This window comes from Aliihoeflea sp. 2WW (assembly GCF_000497755.1).
Taxonomy (GTDB): domain Bacteria; phylum Pseudomonadota; class Alphaproteobacteria; order Rhizobiales; family Rhizobiaceae; genus Aliihoeflea.
Genome location: NZ_AYOD01000066.1, coordinates 24,820 through 35,012 on the forward strand (window position 1 = coordinate 24,820; position 10,193 = coordinate 35,012).

At 64.4% G+C, this 10,193-nt stretch carries 15 protein-coding genes; 10 read left to right on the plus strand and 5 right to left on the minus strand.

Going from position 1 to position 10,193, the window contains the following annotated elements:
- Window positions 1-37 precede the first annotated feature (37 nt).
- From ALII_RS0120430 to ALII_RS0120445, 4 genes are read left to right on the plus strand one after another with little or no spacing between them, the layout of a single operon-like run.
- Window positions 38-976, plus strand: a complete 939-nt coding sequence (locus ALII_RS0120430; protein WP_024589074.1) for a heme o synthase — start codon at window positions 38-40, stop codon at window positions 974-976.
- Window positions 977-978: 2 nt separating this feature from the next.
- The gene (locus ALII_RS22920) at window positions 979-1,137 is read left to right on the plus strand and encodes a hypothetical protein (protein WP_173401426.1); all 159 of its coding nucleotides are present in this window, start codon (window positions 979-981) and stop codon (window positions 1,135-1,137) included.
- An 11-nt stretch (window positions 1,138-1,148) separates the two neighbouring features.
- The gene (locus tag ALII_RS0120440; RefSeq protein WP_024589076.1) at window positions 1,149-1,775 is read left to right on the plus strand and encodes a cytochrome c oxidase assembly protein; all 627 of its coding nucleotides are present in this window, start codon (window positions 1,149-1,151) and stop codon (window positions 1,773-1,775) included.
- Window position 1,776: 1 nt separating this feature from the next.
- Complete coding sequence (locus ALII_RS0120445; RefSeq protein ID WP_024589077.1) at window positions 1,777-2,655, plus strand: cytochrome c oxidase subunit 3; 879 nt, start codon at window positions 1,777-1,779, stop codon at window positions 2,653-2,655.
- Between the two features lie 268 nt (window positions 2,656-2,923).
- Here the strand turns inward: ALII_RS0120445 and ALII_RS0120450 are convergent, their stop codons facing one another.
- A complete protein-coding gene (locus tag ALII_RS0120450) occupies window positions 2,924-3,214 on the minus strand; it encodes a GIY-YIG nuclease family protein (protein WP_024589078.1) in 291 nt (96 codons plus the stop codon).
- A gap of 363 nt (window positions 3,215-3,577) precedes the next feature.
- Between ALII_RS0120450 and ALII_RS0120455 the strand changes: the two genes are divergently transcribed.
- From ALII_RS0120455 to rnhA, 5 genes are read left to right on the plus strand one after another with little or no spacing between them, the layout of a single operon-like run.
- Window positions 3,578-3,964: a DUF983 domain-containing protein gene (locus tag ALII_RS0120455; protein WP_024589079.1), complete on the plus strand. Its 387-nt coding sequence runs from the start codon at window positions 3,578-3,580 to the stop codon at window positions 3,962-3,964.
- Window positions 3,961-4,710, plus strand: a complete 750-nt coding sequence (locus tag ALII_RS0120460; RefSeq protein WP_024589080.1) for an SURF1 family protein — start codon at window positions 3,961-3,963, stop codon at window positions 4,708-4,710. Before ALII_RS0120455 ends, ALII_RS0120460 begins: the two co-directional genes overlap by 4 nt.
- A gap of 49 nt (window positions 4,711-4,759) precedes the next feature.
- Complete coding sequence (gene ispH, locus ALII_RS0120465; protein WP_029660776.1) at window positions 4,760-5,764, plus strand: 4-hydroxy-3-methylbut-2-enyl diphosphate reductase; 1,005 nt, start codon at window positions 4,760-4,762, stop codon at window positions 5,762-5,764.
- 30 nt (window positions 5,765-5,794) lie between these two features.
- The gene (locus tag ALII_RS0120470; RefSeq protein WP_024589082.1) at window positions 5,795-6,757 is read left to right on the plus strand and encodes a homoserine kinase; all 963 of its coding nucleotides are present in this window, start codon (window positions 5,795-5,797) and stop codon (window positions 6,755-6,757) included.
- Window positions 6,754-7,281, plus strand: coding sequence for a ribonuclease HI (gene rnhA / locus ALII_RS0120475; protein ID WP_024589083.1), 528 nt, complete (start codon window positions 6,754-6,756; stop codon window positions 7,279-7,281). Before ALII_RS0120470 ends, rnhA begins: the two co-directional genes overlap by 4 nt.
- 12 nt (window positions 7,282-7,293) lie before the next feature.
- Here rnhA and ALII_RS0120480 read toward each other — a convergent pair whose 3' ends face one another.
- From ALII_RS0120480 to ALII_RS0120495, 4 genes are all read right to left on the minus strand, one after another.
- Complete coding sequence (locus ALII_RS0120480; RefSeq protein ID WP_024589084.1) at window positions 7,294-7,602, minus strand: HigA family addiction module antitoxin; 309 nt, start codon at window positions 7,600-7,602, stop codon at window positions 7,294-7,296.
- 24 nt (window positions 7,603-7,626) lie between these two features.
- Window positions 7,627-7,905: a type II toxin-antitoxin system RelE/ParE family toxin gene (locus tag ALII_RS0120485; RefSeq protein ID WP_024589085.1), complete on the minus strand. Its 279-nt coding sequence runs from the start codon at window positions 7,903-7,905 to the stop codon at window positions 7,627-7,629.
- Between the two features lie 55 nt (window positions 7,906-7,960).
- Window positions 7,961-8,446: a peroxiredoxin gene (locus ALII_RS0120490; protein ID WP_024589086.1), complete on the minus strand. Its 486-nt coding sequence runs from the start codon at window positions 8,444-8,446 to the stop codon at window positions 7,961-7,963.
- Between the two features lie 61 nt (window positions 8,447-8,507).
- Entirely contained in the window at window positions 8,508-9,305 is a 798-nt protein-coding gene (locus ALII_RS0120495; RefSeq protein WP_024589087.1) for a protein-disulfide reductase DsbD domain-containing protein, read from the minus strand.
- Window positions 9,306-9,442: 137 nt separating this feature from the next.
- Between ALII_RS0120495 and ALII_RS0120500 the strand changes: the two genes are divergently transcribed.
- On the plus strand, window positions 9,443-10,051 hold the full coding sequence (locus ALII_RS0120500) for a YqgE/AlgH family protein (RefSeq protein ID WP_024589088.1): 609 nt from the start codon (window positions 9,443-9,445) through the stop codon (window positions 10,049-10,051).
- Window positions 10,052-10,193 lie beyond the last annotated feature (142 nt).

Below are 10,193 nucleotides of genomic sequence, written 5' to 3' on the forward strand. Positions count from 1 at the left end.
CGGCGGTTTCTCCGAATAAGAGAGTGACGAGTAGCAAATGGCCCTGGTCGAAAAGCACAGCCTGACGGACGCGCCGGAATTCCGCGTGTCCGAAGCCATGCCCGGCGACTTCCTGGCGCTGTTGAAGCCGCGCGTCATGTCGCTGGTGATCTTCACCGCCTTCGTCGGTCTGGCGACGGCGCCCGGCGCGATCGATCCGGTCCTCGCGCTGATCGCGATCCTCGCCATCGCCGTCGGCGCCGGTGCATCCGGCGCGTTGAACATGTGGTACGACGCGGACATCGACGCCGTCATGTCGCGCACCGCCAAGCGGCCGATCCCGGCCGGCAAGGTGACCCCCGACCAGGCGCTCGCCTTCGGCATCGTGCTGTCGGTCCTGTCCGTCATGACGCTCGGCCTCCTGGTCGACCCGCTCGCCGGTGCGCTCCTCGCCTTCACCATCTTCTTCTACGCCGTCGTCTATACGATGTGGCTGAAGCGCTCGACGCCGCAGAACATCGTCATCGGCGGCGCCGCCGGCGCCTTCCCGCCGATGATCGGCTGGGCCGCCGTCACCGGCTCCGTCTCGCTCGAAAGCCTTGTCCTCTTCCTCATCATCTTCCTGTGGACGCCGCCCCATTTCTGGGCGCTGGCGCTCTTCAAGTCGCAGGATTATGGCAGCGTCGGCATCCCGATGATGCCGAACGTCGCCGGCGAGGCGTCGACCAAGCGCCAGATCTTCGCCTATTCGCTGCTCGTCGCCGCCATCGGCGTCGCGCCCTGGCTGATCGGCATGACGTCCGCGGTCTATGGCGTCGTCGCGCTGGCGCTCGGCGCGGCCTTCGTCTGGTATGCCTGGAAGGTCCTCAAGATGCCCGAATCGGACCGGGCGATGGGCCCCGCCAAGGCGCTGTTCGGCTATTCGCTGGTCTATCTCTTCGCGATCTTCGCCGTTCTGCTCGCCGACGTGGCCATCGGCCGTCTGATGGGGCTTTGATCATGGAGCCGCTCGAGACCGTCGAACTCACCGAACAGCAGAAGAAGGCGCGCCGCCGCCGCTCGGTCGCCATCGCGCTCGCGCTCGTCGCGCTGGTCGTGATTTTCTACGTCGCGACGCTGACGAAGTTCGGTCCCGAAATCCTCGTTCGGCCGATGTAGGGAGGCAGGCGATGGCTCAGAACTATACGCTCGACAAGGACAAGCAGAAGCGCAACCGCACTGTTGCGATCGCCTGCACCGTGTTCTTTTCCTCGATGATCGGCGTCGCCTATGCGGCGGTCCCGCTCTATGAGCTCTTCTGCCAGATCACCGGTTATGGCGGCACGACGCAGCGCGTCGAGCAGTATTCGCAGACCGTGCTCGACCGCGACATCAACGTCCGCTTCGATGCCAATGTCTCGGGTGGCCTGTCGTGGAAGTTCGAGCCCGTCCAGCGCTCGACGACGCTGAAGATCGGCGAGACGACGCAGGTCGCCTACCGCGCGACCAATACCTCGAAGCGCCCTGCCATGGGCCGCGCGAGCTTCAACGTCTCGCCGCATCTGGCCGGCGCCTATTTCATGAAGGTGGAATGCTTCTGTTTCACCGATACCGAATTGCAACCGGGCGAATCCATGGATATGCCGGTTGTCTTCTATGTCGATCCTGAGATCGTGAACGTTCCCGAACTCAAGGACGTCAGGACGATTACGCTGTCCTACACCTTCTTCCCCGTCGCCGAGCCCGCCTCGGTCGCCGCGAAGTCGGATGAGGGGGACAAGAACAACGCAGCGGCCGATTCCGAATTCGGGGGTTGAAATGGCAGACGCACACGCAAAGAACCACGACTACCACATTATCGACCCGAGCCCCTGGCCGTTCATCGCCTCCGTCGGCGCCTTCATCATGATGCTCGGCGGCGTCGGCTATCTCCAGTACCTGAATGGCGGCCAGTTCCGTCTTCTGGGCATCAATCTGGCGGGTCCCTGGCTGTTCTATATCGGCCTCGCGATCATCCTCTACGTCATGTATGCGTGGTGGTCGGACACGATCAAGGAAGGTCGCGAAGGCCACCACACCCGCGTCGTGTCGCTTCACCTGCGCTACGGCATGATCATGTTCATCGCCTCGGAGGTGATGTTCTTCGTCGCCTGGTTCTGGGCCTTCTTCGACGCCAGCCTGTTCTACGACGAGGCCGCCCAGGTCGCGCGCACCGAGTATACGGGCGGCCAGTGGCCGCCGGCCGGCATCGAGGTCCTCGACCCGTTCCACCTGCCGCTCTACAACACGATCATCCTGCTCCTGTCGGGCACCACGGTCACCTGGGCGCACCACGCGCTGCTGCATGACGACCGCAAGGGCCTGATCTGGGGCCTGGCGCTCACGGTCGTGCTCGGCATCCTCTTCTCCTGCGTCCAGATCTACGAGTATTCGGTCGCCCCGTTCGACTTCGCCGGCTCCATCTACGGCGCCACCTTCTACATGGCGACCGGCTTCCACGGCTTCCACGTCTTCGTCGGCACGATCTTCCTGATCGTCTGCCTGGTCCGCGCGATGAATGACGGCTTCACCAAGGAGAAGCATTTCGGCTTCGAGGCGGCTGCCTGGTACTGGCACTTCGTCGACGTCGTCTGGCTGTTCCTCTTCGTCGCCATCTACGTCTGGGCCTCCATCGGCGCCCCGATCGCCCACCACTGACCGGTTCGGTCACCGAAACGAAAAATGGCCGCGCCAAAGCGCGGCCGTTTTGCTTTTGAGGCGCGGGGTTCTAGACCGCATGAGCGTTGTGGACGACGAGGCCTGGATTCCTGTGACGAGCACAGGAATGACGGTTGCAGGAGCCGGTTCCGCCAACCTTGAACGCTGACGATTGGCATCCACCCGGGATGCCGTCATTCCTGTGCTCGTCACAGGAATCCAGGCCTCGCCATCTCCCCCGGCAGTCCGGCCAAGATGAACTCCCGGCTCACAGCAAATGCGCACTGATATCGTGCCAATGCGGGTTGCGCGCTTCGATGGCATTGATCTTCCACTGGCGCGGCCACTTCTTCATGGTCTTCTCGGTGGTGATCGCCTGAGTGATCAACTCATACTCATCAAACCAGACGAGCCGCATGACGCCATATCGGGCTGTGAATTCAGCACCTGTTCCACTCTGATGCTGCAGCAATCTTGCCGCAAGATCGCTCGTCACGCCGATGTAGAGCGTGCCGTTCTTCTGCGATGCCAGAATGTAGACATATCCCCGCCGAGCCATTCGACGAACTGTAGAGACCTGGATTCCTGTGACAAGCACAGGAATGACGGTGGCAGAAAAGGTCGCACCAAACCTTGTGCATTGGAGACAGGCATCCACCCCGGATGCCATCGTTCCTATGACTTCCGTGACGGCACAAGGGCAGTCAGTACAAGAATGACGATGGCAAGGGAGGGCTTCGCCAATCTCGAACGCTGGCGAGGTGCATCCACCCCAGATGCCGTCATTCCTGTGCTCGTCACAGGAATCCATGCCTCGCCAATTCCACCGCGCTCAGTAACCAGGTCTTGCGTCCCACCCACCCCTCCACCTGCGTCGCCATGGCGTTGGCATCTTGCCAGTCGATCCGATAAAGGAACCGGCATGAACGACGACCGCGCACACTACCCGCCCGTCAATCCGGTCCGCGCGGGGCTGGCCGCGCGCTGCCCGCGTTGCGGGGAGGGGCGGTTGTTCTCGGGCTTCCTCGCCGTCGACGCCCGCTGCGGGGCCTGCGGGCTCGACTATTCGTTTGCCGATTCCGGCGACGGCCCCGCCGCCTTCGTCATCCTGTTGGTCGGCTTCGTGGTCGTCGGGCTCGCGCTTTACGTCGAAGTATCCCACCAGCCGCCGCTCTGGCTGCACTTCCTGATCTGGGTGCCTCTCGCCATCGGCCTTTCCCTCGTCGCCATGCGCCTCGCCAAGGGCCTCCTCATCACGCTTCAATATGCCAACAAGGCGGCCGAAGGCCGGCTCGACAGACCGAAATGACCGATATCGAAACACCCCGCATGGGCCGCTTCTGGGCGGCCGGCCTTGGCATCGGCAGCGTCGTCGTGCTCGTTGCCCTGCTTGTCCTCGGCACCTGGCAGGTGCAGCGCCTCTACTGGAAGGAAGACCTTCTGGCGACGATTGCCGAGCGCATCGCCGGCGCCCCGCGCCCGCTCGCCGAGATCGAGGCGCTGGAGGCGAGCGCCGGCGATGTCGATTACTGGCCAGCGCGCGTCGAAGGCACGTTCGTCCACGGTTCCGAACGGCATTTCTTCGCCACCCACCAGGGCGGGTCCGGCTATTACATCTACACGCCGTTGCGGCTCGACGATGGCCGCTTCCTGTTCGTCAATCGCGGCTTCGTGCCTTTCGATCGCAAGGATGCCCAGACCCGCGCGGAAGGCCAGGTGGAAGGACGCGTCACGATCGAAGGGCTCGCTCGCGATCGCCTCCACGAAAAGCCATCCTTCATCGTGCCCGAAAACGAGCCGGAGAAGAACATCTTCTTCTGGAAGGACATCGACCTGATGGCCGCGACGGCGGGCCTGCCCGATGGGGCGCAGGTGCTGCCCTTCTTCCTCGATGCCGACGAGACGGCCAATCCGGGCGGCTTGCCGATCGGCGGCGTCACCATGATCGACATGCCGAACAACCATCTCCAATACGCGATCACCTGGTACGGCCTTGCCCTTGCGCTCGTCGGCGTGCTGGCCGCCTGGTTCTGGCGATCGCGGCGCAAACCTTGACACCGGCCGGTCGAGACCGCATGTCCGGGCCTTCGCGAAGAGAGATGTGATGACCGCCGAGAAGCGCCCCCTGACGTTGAGACTGTGCGAGCCGCGCGGCTTTTGCGCCGGCGTCGACCGCGCCATCCAGATCGTGGTTCTGGCGCTGAAGAAATACGGGTCGCCCGTCTATGTCCGCCACGAGATCGTTCACAACAAATACGTGGTCGAGGGGCTGAAGGCGCGCGGCGCGGTGTTCATCGAGGAACTCGAGGAGATCCCCGCCGAACACGCCGACAAGCCGGTCGTCTTTTCCGCCCATGGCGTGCCGAAATCGGTGCCGGCGGATGCGCAGGCGCGCAATCTCTTCTATCTCGACGCGACGTGCCCGCTGGTATCCAAGGTCCACAAGCAGGCGATGCGCCATTCGCGCCTCGGACGTCATGTCGTCCTGATCGGCCATGCTGGCCATCCCGAAGTCATCGGCACGATGGGCCAGTTGCCCGAGGGCGACGTGACGCTGGTCGAGACCGAGGCGGAAGTCGCCACCCTCGATTTCGCGCCCGAGACGGATCTCGGCTTCGTCACCCAGACGACGCTGTCCGTCGAGGACACCGCCGGTGTCATCCGAGCGTTGCAGGAGCGGTTTCCGCACATTCAGGCGCCCGCCGCCGAATCGATCTGCTATGCGACGACGAACAGGCAGGAGGCGGTCAAGGAAGCGGCTCCCGGCGCCGATTTCTTCCTCGTCGTCGGCGCGCCCAATTCGTCCAATTCACGCCGCCTCGTCGAGGTCGCCGAGCGGGCAGGGGCGACGCGTGCGCTTCTGGTCCAGCGCGAGAGCGAGATTCCGTGGGACGAGATCGGCGACATCTCGGTCCTCGGCCTGTCGGCCGGCGCCTCGGCGCCCGAGATCATCATCGACGAGATCATCCAGGCCTTCCGCGCCCGTTACGACGTCACGCTCGACGTGGTGATCACCGCCGAGGAAACCGAGAACTTCCCCGTCATGAGCGCGCTGCGCGATGTGGAATTGACGAATGCCGACATGGCGTTCGTCAACGGAAGCGTCTAGACGATATCAAATCGCACGCTTCGGGTTTCCATGGCCGTCTATACCGACATCAACGAGATTGAACTCGCCGACTTCCTGACGGCCTACGAAATCGGCACGCTGACCTCCTACAAGGGCATCGCCGAGGGCGTCGAGAATACGAACTACCTACTCCACACGACGGCCGGCGCCTACTTCCTGACCCTCTACGAAAAGCGGGTCAACCGCGACGACCTGCCTTTCTTCCTCGGCCTGAAGCAGCATCTGGCCGCGCGCGGCGTGCGCTGCCCCGTGCCGATCGCGCCGAAGGCCGGCCCCCTGATCGGCGAACTTGCCGGCCGCCCCGCCGCCATCGTCTCCTTCCTCGAAGGCATGTGGCCGCGCCGCCCGAGCGCCGAACAGTGCCGCGCGGTCGGCGAAGCGCTCGCACGCATGCACCTGGCCGGCGCGGACTTCACGATGACGCGTCCCAACGCGCTTTCGATCGAAGGCTGGCGCGCGATCTGGGACAAGGCGCATGCCAGCGCCGACGAGGTCGAGCCGGGCCTCGCCGCCGAAACCGATGCCGACCTTGCCCGCGTCGAAGCGAACTGGCCGCGCGACTTGCCCGTCGGCACCATCCACGCCGATCTCTTCCCCGACAACGTGCTCTTCCTCGGCGCTGAGCCGGGCCTCATCGACTTCTACTTCGCCTGCACCGATTTCCTCGCCTACGACGTCGCGATCTGCCTCAACGCCTGGTGCTTCGAGCGCGATCACGCCTTCAACCTGACCAAGGGCGCCGCGCTCCTGAAGGGCTACACCTCCGTCCGCCCACTCTCCGAAGCCGAGGCCGCCGCCTTGCCGACGCTCTCCCACGGCGCGGCGCTGCGCTTCATGCTGACGCGGCTCTATGACTGGGTGAACACGCCGGCCGGCAGCCTCGTCGTCAAGAAGGACCCGCTCGAATATCTGCGCAAGATGCGCTTCCACCGGCAGGTGGCCTCCGCCGCCGAATACGGACTGCCCCGATGACCAAACATGTCGACATCTTCACCGACGGCGCCTGCTCGGGCAATCCGGGCCCCGGCGGCTGGGGCGCGATCCTGCGCTTCGGCGACATCGAAAAGGAACTGTCCGGCGGCGAAGCCGACACGACCAACAACCGCATGGAACTCCTCGCCGCCATCTCCGCGCTTCAGGCGTTGAAGGAACCGGTCAAGGCCGATCTCTACACGGACTCCAACTACGTCCGCGATGGCCTGACCAAGTGGATTCACGGCTGGAAGAAGAATGGCTGGCGCACCGCCGACAAGAAGCCGGTCAAGAACGCCGAGCTCTGGCAGGCGCTCGATGCCGCGCGCCAGAAGCACGACGTCACGCTGCATTGGGTCAAGGGCCATGCCGGCCACCCGGAAAACGAGCGCGCCGACGAACTCGCCCGCCTCGCCATGGCCCCCTTCAAGCCAAACAGAAAGGCGCCCCCGGCAACCCCCGAGACGCCTTTGGCTCCGGCCCGCAAGCCGCGCCTGATGGGCAACGCGACCCGTAAGGGCTGATCGCGCGCGGGCTCAGGCAGCCCTGATCGTCGGAATGTTGCTGACGTCGACCTCGCGCTCGACATGCCATGCATCATACGCCGCCTGCATCCGAAGCCAGATGCCTGCGCCATTGCCGAACAACTTGCCGAGCCGTGCGGCTACCGTGGGCGACACGGGCTTACGCTCGCGGATGATGTCATAAAGCTGCTGACGCGAAATCCCGAGCAGCTCCGCGATCTCGGTCTTGGTCTTTCCAGTCGCTGGAATGATGTCATCCAATACGGCGCCGGGATGCGAGGGGCACCGCGCGATGGGACGTATCACCTCATATTCGGTCATCACGTTTTCCTCGTCTGGCATCGTTCAATGATACTGCTCAAAGTCGACGCGTAGCGCGTCCTGTCCATCAAACTCGAAAGTAATGCACCAAGGGCCGTTGACGTGAACCGTGTAGCGCGTCGGATCAAAGCCCTTGAGTGCATGGAAGTCGAAGCCTGAGACATTCATGTCCTCAGGTCGTTCCGCGGAGTTCAACAGATCAAGACGCGCCAAAATGCGCTTGTGCATCTTGCGGTCGATTTTTGCCGTCGATCCGGAGCGATAGAGATCTGCCAAGGCCTTGTGTTTAAAAGTCCGGATCATGCAATATCAATGTAAGCAGATAACTTACATTCGGTCAAGCGATCCGGCTTCGTGCCTAAAGCGTCTCCAAAATCTTCGCCGCGCCCGATTCAACCGCCTTGCCCGGCGCGTCGCCGCTGTGGAGCGCGGTGATCGTGCCGTCCTCGACGATCATCGAGAAGCGCGTTGCGCGCAGGCCCATGCCGGCCGCCGAAAGGTCGACGTCGAGGCCGCAGGCCTTGGCGAATTCGCCGCTGCCGTCGGCCAGGAACACGAGCTTGCCTTCGCCGCCGGTGAAGCGCGCCCAGGCGGTCATGACGTGGATGTCGTTGACGGCGACGACCGCGATCGTATCGACGCCCTTGGCCTTCAGCGCGTCGTAATTTTCCAGATAGCCGGGCAGGTGGTTGTTCGAGCAGGTCGGCGTGAACGCGCCCGGCACGCCGAACAGCACCACCTTCTTGCCGGCCGTCAGCTCGGCGGTGGTGATTGCGACGGGGCCGTCCGCGCCGATCGTCTTGAAGGTCGCCTCAGGCAGTTTGTCGCCAACCGAAATCGTCATGTCTTCGCTCCGAATTATTGGGAGTTCCGCGATAGCGGGCCGCGCCCGCCTTGGCAATGCGTCAGGGCAGGTAGGGCAGGGCGAGCGTGCCGGCCACCGCCTCGTCGCCGGCGACCAGCGTATAGTCGGCGGCAATCGCGCCGCCCTTCGCCGGCGCCACGATGCGCGCGGTGAAGGTGCCGCCATTGGTCCCGGGCGCAAATTCCGGCGCGGCGAGCATCAGCCCGTCATGGCCGGCAAGGAAGAGGTCGGCCCTGTCGATCCCCTCGGGAAGGTCGACCTCGATCGCGAGCGCGTCCCCATTGCGCGTTGTCCCGACGACCTCGAACCCGTCCTGCGCCTCGGCCGGCAGATTGGCGAAGGCGGCCTTGATGCCGGCCTCGTCGATCGGGCCGATATCCTCGCCGGGCGTCACCGTAAGCGTCGCCTGCACGGGTACGCAGATCGTCTCGCATACGCCGAGGAACACGTCGATTCCGAGCGCGCCGCGGTCGGTGCCGAGACCCGTCACGACGACGGGCAGCGTGACGTCGCCGGCATAGCCCGCCCATTGCGAGGTGCCGTCGTCGAAGCGCTGCGGCGCGGGAAAGAGGAGCGCGACGTCTTCGGCCGATGCATCCTGGTGCAGCGAAATCTGCGGCGCGACACCGCTTTCGCCCGGCTCGCGCCAATAGGTCTTCCAGCCCTCGTCGAGGCGGATTTCGATGGCGCCGCGCAAGGTGCCGTCGCCATCCGCCGTCCGCTCGGTCACCAGCCGCAGCTTGCCGCCGGTCATCTCGTGCCAGTCGCTGGCACCGGCATGGGCGGCGACCGGCGCGAGCAGGAAAAGGCCGGCAAGGCGGAAGGATCGAAGGCTCATGCGTGGGGTTTTCGCCCGCCGCGCGCCCCTTGGCAATCTCCCGACGCGCTTCCCAGGATCATTTCGCGGTGATGGCCGTTCAACAAATGACATCGGCTTGACTTTCGCCTTTACCGGAAACGCGTTACGCTTTCGCCATGGACATACTCGGCCACAGGAAGGGTGCAACCGCTCAGGGGTTCCTCGAGAACCAGTTCCTGATCGCGATGCCCGGCATGCAGGACGAGCGTTTCGAGCGCTCCGTGGTCTATCTTTGCGCGCATTCGGAAGAGGGCGCGATGGGGCTGATCGTCAACCAGCCGCAGCAGCTTCTTTTTCCCGATCTTCTGGTGCAGCTCGACGTGCTGGAGGAGGAGGAGGCGATCCGCCTGCCGGAACCTGCGCGCTCGATCATCATCCGCAATGGCGGCCCGGTCGACCGCTCGCGCGGCTTCGTCCTTCATTCGGACGACTACATGGTCGAATCCTCGCTGCCCGTCGCCGGGGACGTGTGCCTGACGGCCACAATCGACATCCTGCGCGCGATCTCGACCGGCAAGGGCCCGCGCCGCGCCCTGATGGCGCTCGGCTATTCGGGCTGGGGTGCCGGCCAGCTCGAGCAGGAAATCGCCGAAAATGGTTGGCTCACCTGCCCGGCCAGCCCCGGCCTGCTGTTCGATGGCGATCTCGGCAGCCAGTACGACCGCGTCCTCGCCTCCATCGGCATCGATTTGACCCGCCTCAGCGCCCAGGCCGGCCACGCCTGAGATTGCCGCGCCGCCGGTTTTCCGGAAGAAGACCCCCACCCTTCATCCCTCCCCACAAGGGGGAGGGAGACGTGATCGTCGAGCACTCGCTGCCGCTCGGCACCAAGCTTGACGGTTGGGATCGGCGCGGGCGAACTCCCTC

Coding starts and splice junctions, on each gene's coding strand:
- ALII_RS0120430 (WP_024589074.1), top strand. CDS start 38: ATGGCCCTGGTCGAAAAGCACAGCCTGACGGACGCGCCGGAATTCCGC.
- ALII_RS22920 (WP_173401426.1), top strand. CDS start 979: ATGGAGCCGCTCGAGACCGTCGAACTCACCGAACAGCAGAAGAAGGCG.
- ALII_RS0120440 (WP_024589076.1), top strand. CDS start 1,149: ATGGCTCAGAACTATACGCTCGACAAGGACAAGCAGAAGCGCAACCGC.
- ALII_RS0120445 (WP_024589077.1), top strand. CDS start 1,777: ATGGCAGACGCACACGCAAAGAACCACGACTACCACATTATCGACCCG.
- ALII_RS0120450 (WP_024589078.1), bottom strand. CDS start 3,214: ATGGCTCGGCGGGGATATGTCTACATTCTGGCATCGCAGAAGAACGGC.
- ALII_RS0120455 (WP_024589079.1), top strand. CDS start 3,578: ATGAACGACGACCGCGCACACTACCCGCCCGTCAATCCGGTCCGCGCG.
- ALII_RS0120460 (WP_024589080.1), top strand. CDS start 3,961: ATGACCGATATCGAAACACCCCGCATGGGCCGCTTCTGGGCGGCCGGC.
- ispH (WP_029660776.1), top strand. CDS start 4,760: ATGACCGCCGAGAAGCGCCCCCTGACGTTGAGACTGTGCGAGCCGCGC.
- ALII_RS0120470 (WP_024589082.1), top strand. CDS start 5,795: ATGGCCGTCTATACCGACATCAACGAGATTGAACTCGCCGACTTCCTG.
- rnhA (WP_024589083.1), top strand. CDS start 6,754: ATGACCAAACATGTCGACATCTTCACCGACGGCGCCTGCTCGGGCAAT.
- ALII_RS0120480 (WP_024589084.1), bottom strand. CDS start 7,602: ATGACCGAATATGAGGTGATACGTCCCATCGCGCGGTGCCCCTCGCAT.
- ALII_RS0120485 (WP_024589085.1), bottom strand. CDS start 7,905: ATGATCCGGACTTTTAAACACAAGGCCTTGGCAGATCTCTATCGCTCC.
- ALII_RS0120490 (WP_024589086.1), bottom strand. CDS start 8,446: ATGACGATTTCGGTTGGCGACAAACTGCCTGAGGCGACCTTCAAGACG.
- ALII_RS0120495 (WP_024589087.1), bottom strand. CDS start 9,305: ATGAGCCTTCGATCCTTCCGCCTTGCCGGCCTTTTCCTGCTCGCGCCG.
- ALII_RS0120500 (WP_024589088.1), top strand. CDS start 9,443: ATGGACATACTCGGCCACAGGAAGGGTGCAACCGCTCAGGGGTTCCTC.